We start from the raw sequence: 18,241 nt of genomic DNA on the forward strand, positions 1-18,241 counted from the left end.
ATCAAAAGCTTTATATCTAGTAATCTCATTCTACATAGCTTACTTAGTTATTATCTTTGCTTTACTAGCAAATAATTTATCTTCTCTTATTGGTCCGTTAATAGCTCCAATGACATTAGTAGTTGGTATTTTTATTTGGAAATGGCAAGAAGATCAAAAAAATAAAACTGCTCGTAATGAGGAGCATTTTAAGAAGTGTAGAGAAAGAGCTGAAAAACTATTTAATGCTTATATTAAGTATGAAAGCTCAATACAGAGATTACATAGGGTATATACAGATTTTTGCCGCTGCTCTGATGATGTGAAGAAGTTTAACTTTCTCTCCGATATTGGTACAGAAATAACATTGAATAAATCTTTGCAGGATGATGTCTACTTTGAAAGCGTTTTATATTATTTTCTCATAGAGAAAAAATCCAAATTAGAAGTTTATCAGGATGCTACAACACTAAATAATCATTTCACTGGATTTTGGTACTTTGTCGACAACCTAGAAAAATTGGTGGATGCTTATAACGATTGTAAAGGTAGTGAATCTGAAAAGAGAAATGCTTGTAAGTTAAAGTTATTTAATATCTCAGGTAATATTAAACATTTAGATTTTGGTTACTCTGAAGATAGAAACAAAGTAATTTACACAAAACCTAGAGAAAAGATAATAAATATTTGTGGAGAATATTTTATATAAATATTGAGATTTGATACTTACTTATTCTTAAACTTGTCATTAAGTTTCTTTAATCCAGCAGCTCAAGGATGAGCAACTATGCGAAGTAATCAATATGTAAACGCGCATCCTAGAATTCGTGTTATAGTGAACGAAGTTATAATTATAATTAATCCACTCGATTAATAAGCCTGATATTTAATTGTTGGGCTTTTTTATTGTTTTTGGTAAGATTTAAAATTAATCTTATGGTTAAACACTAATGAAAAATAAAGAGTTTCAAGAATTGATATACTTGATGCAAAGTTTAGCTAATAAAGCTCAAATATATTATAAAAATCACGAAAAAGAATTTGTGCTTATTGGAAGTAAAATACAAAATTTTTTAGAACACTCGCTTAAACAGAAAATTATAGCTTCTAATATGAGTAAAGAGGGTTGGTTCCCGTCATCATTTGTATTTCGTACAAGTATTAATGATGGAGAATCAAACGAGAGCTTTATGCGAAGAGTTATAAAAAACCATTATGAGCAGATACAAGAAACTCTCTATTCTGGATATCCTAATAGGGCAGAAATTTTCACTGAAATGTTTGAAAGCCTAGAATGTGGTAGATACCGCTATTTTATGATGGAGTGCTTTGCTCAAATTGATGGAATATGTACAGATAGTGGATACTCCCCATTTTTTTCTAAAGAGTATGATAAAAAAATGAACTTAAAGGAAATCCTGTAGTAGATAAAAGCCTTAAGTTTGAAAAGTTCACAGTATTTTTAGATGAAATGATTCAGAGTAAAAAGTACGACGCCATTTTTTTGAATTATTATAAAGAAATAATTTCATTTACTAAAGATTGCTTTATTGGTCAATCAACTCATAATCTGGATTATACAAATGAAAACTTTCTATTAAATCGTCATGGAATTTTACATGGAGATAGTACTCATCTAAAAGCTGGTACAGAGTTGAATGCATTAAAGATACTATCACTTTTATTATTTGTTGATTTTTTAATACGTGGAGTTGAAACATATAAAATTGAAGTAGCTAAACAGTCACTTATTGTAGGAAATGATAAAAATAATTAGCTTGATAGATATTATTCTAGTTTGTACATTTTTATGCACTATTCGATTTTTGAGTAAAATCTTAATTATTTAGAATTTTTCTGTTACCCTGATTTTAAATTAAACTTAAATAATCTGGTATGGTAATAATGATACAGCATTCAAATTGGATTATATTTTTTTCCAATGGTACTTTTGAAGCGACTTTCACTACTCCTATAGGAAGCAAGAATATATCTTATATGCTTGCGTGGTTATATTTAACGTTTAACCAAGGGAAAGTTATTAAAGATGGGTTTAATGTTTCTATTAGGCATAGTGATAAGGCCTTAAAAGTCGAAGTACTTGATGATATATCTCAAAATAAAATTAATGAGATTTGGAAGAATGCAGTAGGACAAGATGATAAATATCACTTTAGTCATCCTATCGTAAATATTAATAACAATGGAAAAATTTCAAACTCTTCAAATGATAATATAACTTCAGGATTTCAAGGTCTTATAGATCCATTTAATTCGAGAAATACGCCAAAAAATATGGTTGATGTAATTGAGGGTATGAAAATAAAGTATCAGGACCACACAAAATTTATGCAAAAAGTATTAGATGAAGTCTTTGAAGATAAAAATATTAAGAAAAAGTATAATAACTCTGATGGTATGATTGAAGATTATGATGAATATGAATAAAATAAACTGATATTGAACCACCTTTGGGTGGTTTTTCATCATAAAAGGTTCTATCTTATAAAAATTATTGTTGGAGGTCAGCCTCGTATGATTGAACTTTTAATTCCTTTTTTTATCGCTATTTGTGTTTTAACAATTACACCGGGCTTAGACACAACTTTAATTATTCGAACTGCTAGTTTAGAAACAAAATCAAAAGCAATAAAAACTGCTGCAGGAATTAGTTTTGGTTGTATCGTTTGGGGACTGATTGTTGCTTGCGGTCTTGGTGCATTACTTGCGACTTCTGAAATTGCATTTAGTATTCTAAAGTGGACAGGTGCTATTTACCTAGCTTGGCTAGGTATAAAAATGATCCTTAATCCAAGAAACTCTCTTGAATCCGCAAATGATGTAGCAGATAAAGGAAAACAAAATTGGTTTATAAAAGGATTTCTAACTAATATCTTGAACCCTAAGGTTGGAATATTTTATATTTCTTTCCTACCACAGTTCATTCCAAAAGGTGGACAAACTGAAGTTTGGGTAATGTCATTAGTTTTGATTCATGTTGTTATTGGATTCGCTTGGTCTTTTACACTTATTACTTTAATGAAACCTATTGCAAAATATTTAAAGCAACCTCGCGTTATTCAAAACCTAGATAGAATGACTGGATCCATATTCTTATTATTTGCAATTAAGTTAGCACTTACCAAACGCTAAGATATTAAATATTTTGGAGCCACCTTCGGGTGGTTTTTATGTCTGTAAAACTAATATAATGAGTCAATATAAATTTGAGAAAATCAAATAATGAATTATCCAATAGTAGCTGGTGACATTTTAAGAATTTACAGAGAAGAAGAATTTATTTCTTATTGGCATTGGGGAGTATACGTTGGTGACTCTCAAGTAATTCACTTCTCAAATGCAAAAAGTGATACATCATCTGATAATGAAATTATTAACACTCATTTAAAAAAATTTTTCCGTAATGCAAAAAAATTTCAAGTCGTAGATTTCTCACCAAAGGGTTATAAAGAAAAATATATTACAAAGGATATCAAAATTGATCCATGGAATAGATTTATATCTAATCCAAGCTTAGGACTTTCTGGAATAATGGATCTCTATGATAAAATATCAGGAAGGAATGTTTCGGATTATAAAATATATAGTCCTAAAGAGGTTGTAGAGCGAGCACGTAGCAGACTAGGTGAAAAAAACTATAGCTTATTAACAAACAACTGTGAGCATTTTGCAGTTTGGTGTAAGACTGGGGTTAAAGGATCTAAACAAGTTGAAGGTATTCTCGAAACAATATTTGGTGCAGATAGTAATAAAAAATCTATTTATATTGAGTAGCAGTCATAAATTGAGAAAATCAATATACCACCTTCGGGTGGTTTTTTAATGGGTGAAAAAGATGGAACAAATTAGACCATTCCCACCAACAGACTTTATAGACCAAGCCGAGCAAGAAGAAACCATACGCTTAATTCCTGCACCTGATTTAAAACAATGGGCTGTAAAGAACTATCTTACATCCGATGGTCAACTTTATAACCCTGACCATGATCATATTGCTGAAATTTTAGATAATGATGAAACCTTTTTAGCCTTTGCATGGGCATCATCTGCCGCCGTGTCTAAAAAGCGTATGGTGCTTGGCCAATGTGAAAAAGTCATGTTTAACGTTGGTGGTTGGAAAAAGGCAAGACAAGAACAACAAATGCGAGATTGGTTTGGATACATTCCTGTATATCTGATTACCATTGATGCAAGCTTCTGTGAACGTGCAAATGACAGAGAGTTTTGTGCCTTAATAGAACATGAGCTATATCACATCGCCGTAGAACGTGATGAGGACGGTGATCCAATTTGTAGCAATATGACTGGATTGCCTAAACATTACTTAGGTGGACACGATGTAGAGGAGTTTGTCGGCGTGGTAAAACGTTGGGGTGCAAACAAAGACATAAAACGATTGGTTGAGGTTGCAAATAATCCGCCGTTTGTTTCAGATTTAGATATATCAAAGTGCTGTGGAAACTGTGTGATTAATTGATGTTCAAAAAGGATCATATTTTTACTTTCATTTATTCGGCTAATCACATAACTTTGATTGTAGGAGAAATAAATATGGCAACTTATAAGCAAATTCAAGAATTCTTGAAAAATGAACATGGCCGAACTTTTAAGTCTTGTTGGATCGCTCATGTTAAGAGCGATCATGGCTTAACTAAAAGGCAGGCACCAAATAGGTATGAACCAGATAAAAGAGTACATCCATGTCCACATGAATATCGTCAACATGTAGAAAATGCATTGAAGCACTTTAAGATGATCCCCTAAATTGGGGATTTTTTTTACTTACTTTGTTTGACGTAGTATGACAAAGGGGGAGGTATGGCTACACTCAAGGAACCTGTTAAAATATTTATAGTTCAATCACTTGCATGTATGAAGACACCACAACAGGTCGCAGATGCTGTCAAACAAGAATTTGGACTAGGATTGGATCGCCGTCAGTGTGCGAGTTATGATCCAACAAAGCATGCAGGAAAAAACTTAAGTAAAAAGCTAAAGCTACTATTTGAAGAAACACGGCGCGATTTCCAAGACAATATTTTAGATATTCCGATTGCAAATAAGGCATTTAGACTCAGAGAGCTGCAAGAGATGTATGAATCTTGGGGTAAAAATAGAGTCATGAAACAGCAAGTACTTAAACAAGCTTTTCAAGAAACAGATGGCAGAGTCACACGACAAGAGATTACAGGCAAAGATGGCCAGCCGATGGAAACTAATGTGGTCTATGCAACTCAAAAACAAGTTGAGGAAGCCGTAGCAAAAGCACAAAGCGAGTATTAGAAATGTTGAGTCTTCAAGAGCATGTCGAAAAGCGGATGTGTGAAGACGATCATTTGTTTTTTACACGCCGTTTCTTTAAGCCCCGAATGGGCTTTAAATTTATGGTGAACTGGCATCATATTTATATTGCATACCTGATTGATGAAGTCATCAAAGGCCATATAGATAACCTCGTCATTAACGTACCACCGGGTGCTGGTAAAACTGAGATGACAACCAACCTGATACCAAGAGGAATTGCACGTAATCCACGTTCAAGATTTCTTTACTTATCATTTTCTCAGTCATTGGTTGAAGAAGTTGCCTCAACGGCGCGTAATATTGTGAAGTCAGAGGACTTTCAAAAACTATGGCCAGTAAATATCTCAAAAAGTAGTGATGCGAAGTCCAATTGGAAAACTACAGTAGACGGTTACGATGCTGGTCATGTATACGGCGCATCTATGGGTGGTCAGGTCACTGGTCGCCGTGCAGGGACATTGGCAGATGAGGGTTTTACCTCAAAACCTGTTCGTCCAACGCAGGGGGATGTCCCAACTATTGGTCACGGCACCACAGTCTATCCAAACGGCAAAGCAGTCACCATGCATGATAAACCAATTTCAAGACAGACTGCAGACTACTACTTAAAAGACCACATCTCAAAAGTAGAGAAGCAATTCAAGCACTCAATTCCGAACGTGAAACTCGCTCAAAGTGAGTATGACGCTTACATCGATTTTGTATATCAATTCGGTATTGGCACTTTCAATCAGTCATCGATCAGAATAAATCTGCTTCAGGGCAATTACGTCCAAGCCTGTAAAGCACTTCTGAAATATAAATATACGGCAGGGCGTGACTGTTCAATTCGATCTAACAACTGCTATGGCGTGTATGTACGTCAAAATAACCGCTATGAGAAATGCATGGAGGCAAACCAATGACTTATTTATTACTGGCTCTGAAATACTGGCGAGAGTGCTTCATTGCATTACTCGCTTTTTTAATCCTGTGCTTACTTATGATCTTGAGTCACAAAGATGAAGTGATCGAGAAACAGAAGCAAGAGCATATTGCTTATGTACAGGAACAAAAACAGAAATATTTAGAAGCTGCTCAACAACAGCAAATTGAAATGAATAAGGTGAGTGCAGACTATGAAAAACTTAAAGCTGAGCAAGCAACAAAAGTTGAATATGTCACTAGGACAATCAATAAATACATTGATCGCCCTGTCTATCATAATGTGTGCATCGATGACGATGGTCGGGTGCAGCTCAATGATCTCATCAAATCAAGTCAAACCACCAGTACAGATACCAAGTAACTTATTGCAGCCTTGTCCTGATCTTCAAACGTTAGATGAAAATACAGGCCAGGCATGGATTCTTTGGTCGGTGGATACTGTGAAGAAATATAATGAATGTAAATTTAAGCAAAAAGCCATAGTTGATGTACTAGAGCAACCCGTATTAACTACTCAGTATATTCCATAATTTTACTTTGCTCTGACTTTAATATATTTTGAAAACTCTGCTTTATTTCAAAATATATATTATCTAAGTTATTATGTTGATAATATTCAAGTATTTTTTCCTGAAGACCTTCCGAAGAGAGATTAAAATCTATATTGAAGTCTTTATGGTGTAAAAATACAACTCTTATATATTCTTTAATTTTCTGAATAATCTCGTTATTGTCTTCTTCATGAAGATTGAGAATTAACTCAATGTCTGTAGTAAGAGTAGACATATTTTTGTATAGGAGATCTTTCTTTTTAACTAATTGAAGATACTTGTCAGTATCATCAGTATCATCAATAGACTTATAAATGGAAAGTGTTTCTAGTTGAATATCGGAGACAGTAGTTCTTAAGCTTACCATCTCAACGAGTAAATCTCGGATATGAACTTGTAAACTATTTATCCTCTCTTGGCGCAACTTGGAAACAAACTCAGCTTTTTGTCTAGATATTAATCTTTCCTGTTGATCTTGTTGCGCTTTAAATGTGCGCTCTTGCTGATTTTGTTGTTCAATGAAATTTTGGATTTGTTGACTTTCTTGAGCATTAATTAATTCTGATTGTCTGGCATTTTGATATTTATTATTGATTACTAAAGTTGTAATCAGGGTGGTTATTGTTACACCAGATGCAATAATAGGAAGCCAGTCTTTTATGGACCAACCAGTTTCTATATTCTTAGATATATCTAAGGCTGGCGGTAAAAATTGAATAATAAAGTCCACTCATATTCCTTTTATTTGTTTAGTTGATTTTTCACTTTTAAGATTAATTAATTTTAAGAAGCATTACTGCTTTTAATCCAACATATCTGCAATGTCATCGACGTCAGGATTATAGTAACTATTTACTAGAACCTAAAAATTTAATATTTTTTGCTTCTTGAAGCTGAACATTTCTATTCAGATCGGTAATTAGACAAGATCCCTTAAAGCAAATTTCAGTAGAAAATAATACATTGTTTTTTGAGTTTGATAACTCAATACGTGGATAAGTGTTATGAGTATTTTCCTTTTTGCTGTAGTAGCTTAGTACGGAATTTTGAAATTGAGTTTCAGCATTTTGTTTTCCTTTATCAAAGAGGCCTTGGGCAAAACTAAATAATAAAAAGAATCCAAATATTAAAAGAATTAAACTTAAATAATGAGCTAAAAAAACTAAATCAAAGTTTGAACTATTTGGACACTCATTCTTAATTCTTTTTAGTTCTATAGGGGATAACTTAGCATTTTTTAGCCCTAGATATGTTTCTACCTTGAGTCTTCTATTCTCATATAAGAAGCATTTGTAAACTCTGCGTATACAGCGAGGTGTTATATCTTTAAATAATTTTTTAGTTTTAGGTTTGTAAAAAAATTTAACTAGAACGATAAATGGAGATAACAAACAGAAAAGGATAAAAGATATTGGTTTAAATCTAAAGAAAATGATTATAAAATTTAGAAAAACTGCAGCTAATTTGTTGTATACATACTTAAAGCGGTTTTTTAGTGAATGCTGGAAAAAAGAGTATATTACAATAAGACCAATAAAATACATATATTCTTTGAAGCCGTAAGTAATGCCATATAGAATTACGGTAGGTAATGGTATATCGAAAGTATCTATATTGTAATGAAAGTAATTAGCCATACCTGATAGGTAAAAATAACCACACCAATATAAAAATAGTGTAAAAATGGAAGTAAAAAAAGCCCAATTAAATTCTATATTAATCTTCATACTGTCTCTTGCTAAGGATTAATCCTTCAATCTCATTCATAGCTTCACGCAACTTCTTATCACTCACTTGTACATATCCAGCAGTCACATCACGTTCATCTTCTTCACGATGATTGAGTAACTTCTTAATGGTATATTTTCCATAGTCTAAGCTTTCAGCGATAGATCCGAACGTTCTACGCAGATCATGGAAAGTGAACTCAATACCACAAGACTTATTTATTTTTGCACGTACCTTAGAGATATTTGTAATGTGACCAGAGACGGATTTAGCAGAAGGGAACACCCACTTACTATCTACAATATGTCTTTTTCTTTTCCGCATTAACTCCCAAAGAAAATCTCCCATAGGCAAAGTATGTGGATCTCCATTTTTAGGATCAACAGAAGTAATAAAACCATATTTTAAGTCTACATCTGCCCAAGCTATAGACTCACACTCATTTCTACGAAAGCCTGTCAAAATCAATGTAAGTAGAAAGTCTTTATTCGTTTCTAAGACTTGACCACGATCTTTGTATGCTAAAACTGCGTTAACCCAATCAGGTAGCTTATCTTCATTAATGTAAGTTTTACGTCTTTTAATCTTATTCCATGCACGTTTAGCATTTAGAGTATTTACTGGATTGATTAAGGGCAGAATGGGTTCTTCTTTATCATCAAGGTAATGTTCAACAGAAAAGTTATAAATAGCTCTAAAGACGCGCATAGCCATATTAGCCTGAGCCTTAGAGTTTGTAGATAACTCTTGGTGACGTTGTTGAATCATGGTTCTAGTAATAGAGGCAAGCTTTAAATCTTTCCAATCAGCAAGATATTTACTTAAGACTATTTCATAATCAGAAAGCGTGCGATCTTTTAAAGCTCTCTCATTTATATAAGCTTCAAAAGCAATTTGTAGGGTAGGCTGCTGTCTAATTAAATTATCTTGATTTTCTATATCAGCTCTTTGTTGTCTTTTTTGCTCGTTGGGATTAATACCTTTAGACATTTGCACTAAAACTTCTTGTGCAAGTACACGAGCTTGAGCAAGAGTAATTTGGCCATGTATACCCAGAGTAGACCGAGTAGACTTTCCATTTACCTTTTTTTCTACAATATAAGTTTTATAGGATGTATTTACTCGAAGAGCAAAACCGATAAGTTCACTATCTCTATAAATGGCTGGTTCTAATGCGAGACTATCAATAAAAGACTTGGTTAACTTTACTCTTGATGTGCTCATGTTGTAGAATTCCCATGTTTTGCAATATATTACAACATATAGCAATATATTTTATAGTCTACTATGCGTCTACTTGATAAAAAAAGCTTGCAAAGCGTATTAAGTTTGGATAGTATACCTTTCATAGCGAAATCTTGTAAATACAAGTAGTTGAAACGCTTAAGGGCCTATAGCTCAGTTGGTTAGAGCAGCGGACTCATAATCCGTTGGTCCCGTGTTCGAGTCACGGTGGGCCCACCATTTATTAAACCTCGTAACTATTTGAGTTGTGAGGTTTTTTAGTCTCTAAATCTCCAGTTTTTATGCTTTTTTCACGGACCGTAAAGTGGTCCATCTTACAAAAGATCCGTTGGTCTATTCTATGTAAGCAAATCCATCTAATTCTCAGTAGTTTCAAGCTTTCAAAAATCCCCTTGTAATTTCTGCTTTATACAACTTTTAGAGCTCATTTAAATCGTGAAGACTCACAACTAAAAACTCGGATCGACTGTGACGAAGTTGAAATCTTTAGAAAAATGGAAATGTAGGTTTTTTCCCTAGTTTTAGTGGAGAAAATGTCTTTTAAGGTGTAGTTTTACCAAAGAATTGTATTTATGATTGCCCTTGAAAGTGATTCTAACTTTAGACAAGGGCTATGTATTATTGAAATTGCTGTTTGTTTATAATCCTTTGTAAAACTTTTCAATAAACGATTTTGTTTTAATGACTAAATTGGTTAATACAGATAGCCGTTCTTTGAGATTTGGTGATTTAGTTGGTAATTTTAAGATGTCATTGCGTTCAGGCATTCTTTTTGTATACTCGTACTGTTCTAGTACTTTCTCAAACTCATCAGCTTTTAGGTTTTCTTCTTTACAAATGTGTTGATAGGCTTGCTCTTTTTCTATATCCCAGAAAGACTTAAAAGCATCTTCGACCTTTTGCCCTGTAATGAGTTTAGGGATGTTCTGATCGATAAACTTTTTAATCAATTCTTGTTTGTCATGTAGACTCACTTCACCTTCAATGAGGTCATTGACCTGAGCTTGGTATTGCTATCTTTTTTCTACACTCGGATTATCAATTGCAAGTTGTAGTAAGCTGATGATGTATCCCACGTTAATGCGGTCACTGTGTAGTAGTTCCAGTTGAAAATCAACTTCATCTAAAATGGATACTTTTTCTTTACTTGGTGTTTTACGGACTTGATGACACAAATCTTTGTACTTTGATGCAAAATCAGCAAAGCTTTGTTTGTCTAAGGTTGTATTGTCTTGATTGTATTCGACAAAGGTTTCTAATTGAGCATTGGTACGCATGACTTCACGAAAGGCTTTAATAAATTCCAGTTGATCGTCTTCTGTCAGTAAATCATCAACGTCTTGGCAGTTGGGTGTTAGGTCATATAGTTTTTGAACTGAAGTCTCATAGTTTTGCTGAATCTCTGCAAATTCAGGGACTAAAACCACTTGAGGTGTTTCTTTGTTAGAGAAGATTTTAAGGGCTTCGTCTGTGGCTTGTTTTAGGTTTCTGAAACAAATGATATTGCCAAAGGGTTTATTGCTGTTAAACACGCGGTTAGTACGTGAAAAAGCCTGTATGAGTCCATGATGCTTTAAGTTTTTGTCTACGTACAACGTATTAAGCCGTTTTGAGTCAAAGCCTGTGAGGAACATGTTCACTACCAGTAATATGTCAACTTCACAGTTTTTTACACGTTTAGCAATGTCTCTATAGTAATCGTAGAACTGATCACCTGAGTTGTAATTGGTTTTAAACTGTTGGTTATATTGGGCAATGTAATGATCGAGTTTATCTCGTTTAGATGGATTGACTGTACTTGGAATGTCAGTATTTTCTTCATCCAGTAAACCATTTGCATCATCGTTGACTGCTTCGTTGGCTGAGTATGAGAAAATGGTGGCAATGGTAAGTGGTTTAAACAAACGCCCATGTTCAGCATCTTGCTGTTGCTTTTGACTTTGTAAGCGTTCAAAGATGTCGTAGTATTTTATGAGGGTGTCTACTGAACTGACACAGAACATAGCTGTAAATTCACGTTTTTTGGTTTTTGTATCGTGGTTATCCAAAATGTACTGTGCAATTTGTTCTAAGCGTTTTGGGTCTTCCAATAACTCTTGTGTATCTATGCCTTCAACCTGATCTATGGATTGATGTGATGAATGAGTTTTCAAACTGTACTGTCCACGGTAGTCAATTTGAAAGGGGAGTACGTTTTTATCTCGAATGGCATCTACAATGACGTATTGGTGTAATAGTTCATCAAATAGATGACTTGTGGTGAATTTCAATCCTGCTATTGTTTTTGCATTGTCATCTAAAATAGGCGTACCTGTAAAACCAAACATTTGGGCTTTTTGGAAGAAATTTTTAATTTTTAGGTGAGTTTCACCAAATTAGCTACGGTGGCATTCATCAAAAATGAATACGACTTTTTTATCGCGTAGGTGTTCAATATCTTGGCTGTATTTTTCTTTTCCAATGGCATTGTTGAGCTTTTGAATGGTAGTCACAATCAGCTTGTCATGCGGTAGGTTTATTTGTTCGATGAGTTTCTTTGTATTGGTGGTACTGTCTACACTGTCTTTTTTAAACGCATTAAATTCTTTCGCTGTTTGTGTATCTAAGTCATTGCGGTCTACCACAAACAGTACTTTTTCAACATCAGGCATGTTCATAATAATTTGACTGGCTTTAAATGAGGTCAGTGTTTTACCTGATCCTGTCGTATGCCAAATGTAGCCGTTTTTGTTACTGTGTTTTACTTGCTGCGTAATTTGTTGTACAGCATAAACTTGATAAGGGCGTAGTGCCATTAACACTTGGGAATCTTTAAGCAAGACCATGTATTCATTAAGCATCTTTGTTAAAAAGTCAGGTGTTAAGAAACTGCTTGTAAATGCTGAAATGTCATTAATCTGTTTATTCTTGCTGTCTGTCCAAGGAAAGGCAAAGGCATCATTGGTTGTACCATGTGCAAAGTAACGTGTATTTACGCCATTGCTCATAATGAAAAGTTGTACAAAGTTAAATAGCCCATAGCCTGTATGGTACGTTTCTCGTTTGTAACGTTGTATCTGGTTAAAGGCTTCAGCCATTTCAGTACCACGTTTTTTGAGTTCAATTTGAACCAATGGTAAACCATTAATGAGAAGCGTAACATCAAAACGGTAGGTTCGTTTATTGTAATACTTAGGGTCAATGGTCACTTGATTGGTGACTTGAAATCTATTTTTATGGGGCTCTTTAAACAGTAGGTCGATATGGAGACTTGTGCCATCATCTAGTTTAATTGGGAGTTTATTTCTGAGTTTGGTTGCACGCTCGAAAACGTTGCCTTGACTAATTTGGTGAAAGACTTGTTTCCACTCTGTATCAGACAAAGTTGGAATACCATTAGCTCGTTCTAACTGTAGTTTTAGATTGCTCATCAGTTGGGCTTCATTATGAATGCTGACACGTTCGTAATGAAGTTGATTGAGTTGTTCTAATAGTTGATTTTCGAGTTGGTACTCGCTTTGTGTAGTCATGTTTCTCTCTAAATTATTTATTATTTGAAGATTGATAAAGCATTTTAAGCTTTTCAATCGTCATTTGAGTACCATTAATGGTTTTATGAAGCATTGCATGGCAGTTAGGGCAGACAGGAATTAAGTCATGAATTGGATCAACTTCATATTCATCAGATATTTTATGTAAAGGCGTAATATGGTGAACATGTATAAAGCCTTGAGCAAATGCACCATAGGTTTTTGCAAATTCCATCTCACAAATTTGGCAAGATAAACCATAATGTTGAATACACTTAGATCGTGCTTCAGGGTTTCGCTCGTAACGATTAACCTGAACTATCTGTTTTGCACCTTCAGGAAATTTCTTATCATTAAGATTTGCTTCATCAGGATAATCAAAATCAATCATTTCATCATTAAATTGAGATGTAATATAATTTAATAGTACAGAGATTTCATGGTCTTGTGACTTACCTCTGTCTGTTCTTAGACCTTGCAAAGTGTCGCTATTTTTAATGTAATTTTGTTCTATAAGTGACTGACGAGTTAATGTCTTATTATCTACTTTTTTCAATTTTTTGAACACTGAAAAATTGCCACCATACTTTTTAAGCTCTGTAAGATTGTTCCAAAACAAAAGTTGGGCGTTTGGATATCGGTTATTTTGTGTATGTTCAATGACTTTGAATTGATAAACAATCTTTGATATTGGTGCTGTAATATAGACATATACAATATCTCCAACTTGGAAGCCTTTATCTGTATTGGTAACGTCATTTTTCCAATATATTTCAGAGAGTTCATCGTATGCTTTTTCAAGATTGAATGTTTGATAGTTGCAGGTAATTAACCAATTTGCCATTATTTTCTCTATATTTGCAGATTAAAAGTCAGCAAGGTTTTTTACAATGCTTGTAATGTACTCAAGGTCATTATTACTTGTTGCCGTGTAAAAGGGATGTTTTTGTGCTGTATTGTACTCTAAAAGCCCCGATTCATCTTTTAAGATACCTTCTCGTTGTTGAAGGTTAATATGAATTTTTGATGGGAATACATAGATAACAGCTACATTGAAATCATTCTTTTTAAAAGCAATGTATTTCTTTTTAATGACTTTTTCTAAACCAACATCTAAATTTAGAAAAGCATCTTTAAACTGATGGTACAGGTTTTGTATTTGTGAAGTTTTGGTTTCAAGATGAAGAATTTCTTCATACTCTCCATTCACCTGATCTTCGTTCCACTCACCAAAAGTTAAGTCTGTACCGACTTGTTTCCATTCCTTACGCCCATTACTTGCACGCCCAGTGATCACCGCACCTGCTGCTGATGGACTTTTAAACAAATAGTCTTTGGTAAAAGTAAATGTTAATGGGTCGATGGTTCCATTATCTAACAAGTTTGGTCTGAGGTTAACCATGTAACTATGTTCTGGCTGACTCACATCTTGCCTAACTTGTGAGCCTTTGAGTACATAAAATTCACCATCGATGACTTTAGCTTTCGCTTCAATTCCTTTTACACTGAGGTAAAATTCAGCAGGTTGTTCTATTAAGCCTTCCATTGCAGAAGAATACATATTTTCAGATACCTGAGGTGTAGGTGGGATAATAGTTGATGTTTTAAGTTCACTTGGTCGTTTTTGTTCTTTTAAAAACTCATAACCTAAAACAGGCAAAATGACTTGTATTTGCTCTAAAAAATACTCCATATCTGCAATATCTGACTCAGGTAGTCTATTGTAGATGTGTGCTGTACCATTTTTGAGCTGAGATTGACCATTTGAAAGGGCAATGTCTATTAAACGACTTTCTAAGTATTTGATATGGGCTTTAGTAATGTTTTGATCTTTGCCTGTGACCACACACACTTTATTCCAAAAGTCTTTACCACCACTTTCTTCTGTTCGGTTGTGCTGTGCTAAACGCTGAGCAATATTGTCAGACTCACCAATATAGACCAGTGGATAGGTAGAATTACTTTCATCAGAGCCGACTAGAAAGTAAATACCTGTACTTTGCTGACATTCTTCTCGTTGTATCAGATCTTTTAATTTACTGCGTGGCGCAGAAAGAATATGACCTGTCCAATTTATAATTTCTGCGGTAAGAATGCCGTTTGGTGTACCATCGACCAAGAACAGTTTAACGCTTTTACCATGTGCCATTTTCTAAATCCTAGACAAACATTTGTTGTAGCAAGCCTTTTTTCCATTGTTTGGCTTGTTCGAGTTGTTGAGTGGTGAGGTCTATTTTTTGGTCGATGGCTGATAAAAAGTTAGCGATTTTGGTTTGTTCGGGGAGGGTTGGAATCGGAATGTCTATATTTTTTATGATTTGAGCTGATAAGTTACCTTGTCCACCTTGTAAATAAGTTGAAATAATATCATCCTTAGCTGAAATAAAAAAATTATATAAAAAAGTATTATTCTGTTCACTTCTAATACAAAGTACAGCTTGATTTATAGCCCCATGTATTTGACTAATAGCGACTTGACCACTTGTAGCACCATATAAGGCATATAACAAATCACCTTGATTAACCATCTTAGCACTAGAGTTATTTAAACCTTTTTCATTTATAAATTGATTAGTAAAACTTAAAGATATTTCACCTGATTTTATAAATGGAATATCCCCATTGTAATAGTCTTTATTTGAACTAGTAGGTGTTCCACCTGAAAAAGTCATAGCGAATGTACCTAACTTTTTCTCCTCCCACTCCTCAAACTCACTCCCATCATCTGCTTTAAAGCGAATTTGTTGGCTAAAGAGCTTTTGCATCATGCTTTTTTTGTATTGGCTAAGCAGTGCTTGCTTTTGGCTAAGTTGACTAATCTTTTCATCGATTGCGGTGAAGAATGTAGCGATTTTGGTTTGTTCTTTAAGCTTAGGTAAATCAATTTTAAGTTCATTAAAATTTGCCTGTCCCAATGTTTTATTACGACCAGCACCACCTGGAGAAGCTAGCTCTAAATAGTTTTTACCTTTGTCAGTAATGAATAAATATTTCAAAAATAGTACAGAGGATAAATTATTTTTAGGTAAATACATTGGAAAACGATGTGAAGCAACCATTCCTTCTTCTGCTTTTGATGTGACAGCAACGGCTCTTTCCCATGCAAATACAATATTAACAATTAAGGAATTTGGTTCAATCCAAAATACTTTTTTAGTTCCTAATTGATAGCCTTCGATAGGCTCTTTATAAAAAATTCCTTTACCATGTGAGCGAATTCCTATCTGGGTATACAATTCATTTTGAATAACACTAACTGGATTAGATTTTCTTTGTAAAAAGCTATCTAACCTCTTATTATTCCAATCCCCACCAAACTCCTTAAACCTTAACTTAGGCGCACTCATGACTTCACCTCCGCAAAAAGTGAGTCAATGCCTAACTCTGCACAAAATGCGTTAATGGTTTGGTCTGTTTGTTGGCTTTGTTGTTCTAAATCTTGCAGTTGCTTAGCAACCTCAGCTAAATCAATTTCTGCTTCAGCTTCAAAGGTATCTACATAGCGAGGAATGTTTAAATTAAAATCGTTGTCTTGTATATCTTGCAGTGTTACGACTTGTGCAAACTTTTCTACATTCTCACGAGTGTGGTAACACTCAATAATTTTAGCGATGTGTTCAGGGTTTAAGTAGTTTTGTGTTTTTTGCTTTTCAAATTCTTTACTTGCATCAATAAATAAAATCTTATCATCGTTACTACGGTTTTTCTTAAGTACTAAAACACAGGTTGGAATACTTGTACCGTAAAAGATGTTTGAAGGAAGTCCAATCACAGCATCAATCACATTCATTTTTTCAATGAGGTGCTGACGAATCGTACCTTCACTTGAGCCTCGGAACAATACACCATGTGGAAGAACCACTGCCATCGTGCCATCTTCATCAAGTTGATACAGCATGTGCTGTACAAAAGCCATATCTGCTTTGGTTTTTGGGGCAAGTTTACCGTAAGGTGAAAAACGATCATCCTGTAAAAACAAAGGATCGGCTGACCAATGGGCAGAGAAGGGCGGATTTGCGACCACAGCTTCAAACTTTTGGTCAGGGTATTGTCTTGCTTAATATCAAACTTAGAAAAATGCACATCATGAAGAATCATGTTCATACGTGCCAAGTTATATGTTGTACGATTCATCTCTTGACCGTAAATCATATCGACATCTTTCACTTCACGTTTTACACGCAACAGTAAAGAACCTGAACCACATGTTGGATCGTAGACTGAACGCAGTTGTGTTTTACCATGAGTCACAATCTTAGCGAGTAAGGTTGAAACAGCTTGCGGTGTATAAAATTCACCTGCTTTTTTACCTGCACCACTGGCAAACTCGCCAATTAAGTACTCGTAAGCATCACCTAAAACATCAGATTCGGTATTACTTAAATCGAAATCAATTTTATCTAAATGAGAGAGCACTTTAGTGACTAAAGTATTTCGATCTGTCGCATTACTTCCTAGTTTTGTTGAATTGAGATCTAAATCTTCAAACAAATTTGCAAAGTCATTTTCTGAATCTGTCCCTGCGGTACTTTGTTCAATGGCTTTAAATGTATTGGTTAAATCATCAAGAATGAAACCATCTGCCTGACGACCACGCTCAGCAAGCGTATGAAACAGTTGTTTTGGTGCAAGTGCAAACCCAACATCTTCAATGCCATTGTCTTGAATTGCTTCAATAAACTCTAAATGCTCAGCATTACTTTCATCAAGTTGGTAATACGGTTCGTTGATGCCTTCTTCTTGAAGTAAAGCATTGGCAAAGTTAACGGTTTTTTCAGAAAGGTACTTATAAAAAATGAATCCTAAAATGTAGTCTCGAAACTCATCTGCACCCATCGTGCCACGAAGATCATTGGCAATATTCCAAAGATGCTTTTTAAGTTCTTGTAGTTGGGCTTGAGACATGGGTAACGCTTCTCTAATCATTTTAAATTTGGTCTATTGTACAAAAAAAAGAGGGCTTTGTAGCGACTTTGG

Annotated in this window: 15 protein-coding genes, 1 tRNA gene and 4 pseudogenes; 12 read left to right on the plus strand and 8 right to left on the minus strand. The window is 34.3% G+C overall.

The annotated features are described in order from the left end of the window. Window positions 1-109: 109 nt before the first annotated feature. The 11 genes and pseudogenes from P256_RS01170 (at window position 110) to P256_RS01225 (ending at window position 6,592) form a co-directional block, all read left to right on the plus strand. On the plus strand, window positions 110-688 hold the full coding sequence (locus P256_RS01170) for a hypothetical protein (protein ID WP_171068495.1): 579 nt from the start codon (window positions 110-112) through the stop codon (window positions 686-688). A gap of 241 nt (window positions 689-929) precedes the next feature. Beyond that, entirely contained in the window at window positions 930-1,403 is a 474-nt protein-coding gene (locus tag P256_RS01175; protein ID WP_023271844.1) for a hypothetical protein, read from the plus strand. Between the two features lie 47 nt (window positions 1,404-1,450). Next, window positions 1,451-1,756: a hypothetical protein gene (locus P256_RS01180; protein WP_023271845.1), complete on the plus strand. Its 306-nt coding sequence runs from the start codon at window positions 1,451-1,453 to the stop codon at window positions 1,754-1,756. A gap of 128 nt (window positions 1,757-1,884) precedes the next feature. Then, entirely contained in the window at window positions 1,885-2,427 is a 543-nt protein-coding gene (locus P256_RS01185) for a hypothetical protein (RefSeq protein WP_023271846.1), read from the plus strand. 87 nt (window positions 2,428-2,514) lie between these two features. After that, a complete protein-coding gene (locus P256_RS01190; protein WP_023271847.1) occupies window positions 2,515-3,132 on the plus strand; it encodes a LysE family translocator in 618 nt (205 codons plus the stop codon). A gap of 90 nt (window positions 3,133-3,222) precedes the next feature. Beyond that, window positions 3,223-3,774, plus strand: a complete 552-nt coding sequence (locus tag P256_RS01195; protein WP_023271848.1) for a lecithin retinol acyltransferase family protein — start codon at window positions 3,223-3,225, stop codon at window positions 3,772-3,774. Window positions 3,775-3,835: 61 nt separating this feature from the next. Then, the gene (locus P256_RS01200; protein WP_023271849.1) at window positions 3,836-4,477 is read left to right on the plus strand and encodes a putative metallopeptidase; all 642 of its coding nucleotides are present in this window, start codon (window positions 3,836-3,838) and stop codon (window positions 4,475-4,477) included. Window positions 4,478-4,818: 341 nt separating this feature from the next. Beyond that, window positions 4,819-5,283 carry a DUF2280 domain-containing protein gene (locus tag P256_RS01210; RefSeq protein ID WP_023271851.1) on the plus strand — a complete coding sequence of 155 codons (465 nt, stop codon included), beginning with the start codon at window positions 4,819-4,821 and terminating at the stop codon, window positions 5,281-5,283. 2 nt (window positions 5,284-5,285) lie between these two features. Next, window positions 5,286-5,783 (plus strand): annotated as a pseudogene (locus P256_RS13365) (DEAD/DEAH box helicase family protein); the annotation flags it as partial. Continuing rightward, entirely contained in the window at window positions 5,763-6,209 is a 447-nt protein-coding gene (locus P256_RS13340) for a glycoside hydrolase family protein (protein ID WP_228130223.1), read from the plus strand. The pseudogene P256_RS13365 and the gene P256_RS13340, both read left to right, overlap by 21 nt. Continuing rightward, entirely contained in the window at window positions 6,206-6,592 is a 387-nt protein-coding gene (locus tag P256_RS01225; RefSeq protein WP_023271853.1) for a hypothetical protein, read from the plus strand. The genes P256_RS13340 and P256_RS01225 overlap by 4 nt, the downstream gene beginning before the upstream one ends. A 149-nt stretch (window positions 6,593-6,741) precedes the next feature. Here P256_RS01225 and P256_RS01230 read toward each other — a convergent pair whose 3' ends face one another. The 3 genes from P256_RS01230 to P256_RS01240 all read right to left on the minus strand — a co-directional run bounded on the left by P256_RS01230 (window position 6,742) and on the right by P256_RS01240 (window position 9,734). Continuing rightward, window positions 6,742-7,512, minus strand: a complete 771-nt coding sequence (locus tag P256_RS01230) for a hypothetical protein (RefSeq protein ID WP_023271855.1) — start codon at window positions 7,510-7,512, stop codon at window positions 6,742-6,744. A gap of 118 nt (window positions 7,513-7,630) precedes the next feature. Then, window positions 7,631-8,509, minus strand: a complete 879-nt coding sequence (locus tag P256_RS01235) for a hypothetical protein (protein WP_023271856.1) — start codon at window positions 8,507-8,509, stop codon at window positions 7,631-7,633. After that, complete coding sequence (locus P256_RS01240) at window positions 8,499-9,734, minus strand: tyrosine-type recombinase/integrase (RefSeq protein ID WP_023271857.1); 1,236 nt, start codon at window positions 9,732-9,734, stop codon at window positions 8,499-8,501. The genes P256_RS01235 and P256_RS01240 overlap by 11 nt, the downstream gene beginning before the upstream one ends. A 163-nt stretch (window positions 9,735-9,897) precedes the next feature. On the opposite strand from P256_RS01240, the gene P256_RS01245 reads away from it, so the two are divergent. Beyond that, a tRNA-Ile gene (locus P256_RS01245) sits at window positions 9,898-9,974 on the plus strand. Between the two features lie 419 nt (window positions 9,975-10,393). On the opposite strand, the pseudogene P256_RS01250 reads toward P256_RS01245, so the two are convergent. The 5 genes and pseudogenes from P256_RS01250 to P256_RS01270 form a co-directional block, all read right to left on the minus strand. Continuing rightward, window positions 10,394-13,264, minus strand: a pseudogene (locus P256_RS01250) (type I restriction endonuclease subunit R). Window positions 13,265-13,277: 13 nt separating this feature from the next. Beyond that, a complete protein-coding gene (locus P256_RS01255; protein WP_023271861.1) occupies window positions 13,278-14,108 on the minus strand; it encodes an HNH endonuclease in 831 nt (276 codons plus the stop codon). A 360-nt stretch (window positions 14,109-14,468) separates the two neighbouring features. Continuing rightward, window positions 14,469-15,413: pseudogene (locus tag P256_RS01260) on the minus strand (GIY-YIG nuclease family protein); the annotation flags it as partial. Window positions 15,414-15,423: 10 nt separating this feature from the next. After that, the gene (locus P256_RS01265; protein ID WP_023271863.1) at window positions 15,424-16,611 is read right to left on the minus strand and encodes a restriction endonuclease subunit S; all 1,188 of its coding nucleotides are present in this window, start codon (window positions 16,609-16,611) and stop codon (window positions 15,424-15,426) included. Then, window positions 16,608-18,169: pseudogene (locus P256_RS01270) on the minus strand (type I restriction-modification system subunit M). The gene P256_RS01265 and the pseudogene P256_RS01270 overlap by 4 nt, the downstream one beginning before the upstream one ends. Window positions 18,170-18,241 lie beyond the last annotated feature (72 nt).

Origin of the sequence: Acinetobacter nectaris CIP 110549 (assembly GCF_000488215.1) — a bacterium.
GTDB classification, from domain to species: Bacteria; Pseudomonadota; Gammaproteobacteria; order Pseudomonadales; family Moraxellaceae; genus Acinetobacter; species Acinetobacter nectaris.

Excerpts from the sequence above, each read along its gene's own strand:
- P256_RS01170 (WP_171068495.1), top strand. The coding sequence starts at position 110 with ATGACATTAGTAGTTGGTATTTTTATTTGGAAATGGCAAGAAGATCAA.
- P256_RS01175 (WP_023271844.1), top strand. The coding sequence starts at position 930 with ATGAAAAATAAAGAGTTTCAAGAATTGATATACTTGATGCAAAGTTTA.
- P256_RS01180 (WP_023271845.1), top strand. The coding sequence starts at position 1,451 with ATGATTCAGAGTAAAAAGTACGACGCCATTTTTTTGAATTATTATAAA.
- P256_RS01185 (WP_023271846.1), top strand. The coding sequence starts at position 1,885 with ATGATACAGCATTCAAATTGGATTATATTTTTTTCCAATGGTACTTTT.
- P256_RS01190 (WP_023271847.1), top strand. The coding sequence starts at position 2,515 with ATGATTGAACTTTTAATTCCTTTTTTTATCGCTATTTGTGTTTTAACA.
- P256_RS01195 (WP_023271848.1), top strand. The coding sequence starts at position 3,223 with ATGAATTATCCAATAGTAGCTGGTGACATTTTAAGAATTTACAGAGAA.
- P256_RS01200 (WP_023271849.1), top strand. The coding sequence starts at position 3,836 with ATGGAACAAATTAGACCATTCCCACCAACAGACTTTATAGACCAAGCC.
- P256_RS01210 (WP_023271851.1), top strand. The coding sequence starts at position 4,819 with ATGGCTACACTCAAGGAACCTGTTAAAATATTTATAGTTCAATCACTT.
- P256_RS01225 (WP_023271853.1), top strand. The coding sequence starts at position 6,206 with ATGACTTATTTATTACTGGCTCTGAAATACTGGCGAGAGTGCTTCATT.
- P256_RS01235 (WP_023271856.1), bottom strand. The coding sequence starts at position 8,509 with ATGAAGATTAATATAGAATTTAATTGGGCTTTTTTTACTTCCATTTTT.
- P256_RS01240 (WP_023271857.1), bottom strand. The coding sequence starts at position 9,734 with ATGAGCACATCAAGAGTAAAGTTAACCAAGTCTTTTATTGATAGTCTC.
- P256_RS01255 (WP_023271861.1), bottom strand. The coding sequence starts at position 14,108 with ATGGCAAATTGGTTAATTACCTGCAACTATCAAACATTCAATCTTGAA.
- P256_RS01265 (WP_023271863.1), bottom strand. The coding sequence starts at position 16,611 with ATGAGTGCGCCTAAGTTAAGGTTTAAGGAGTTTGGTGGGGATTGGAAT.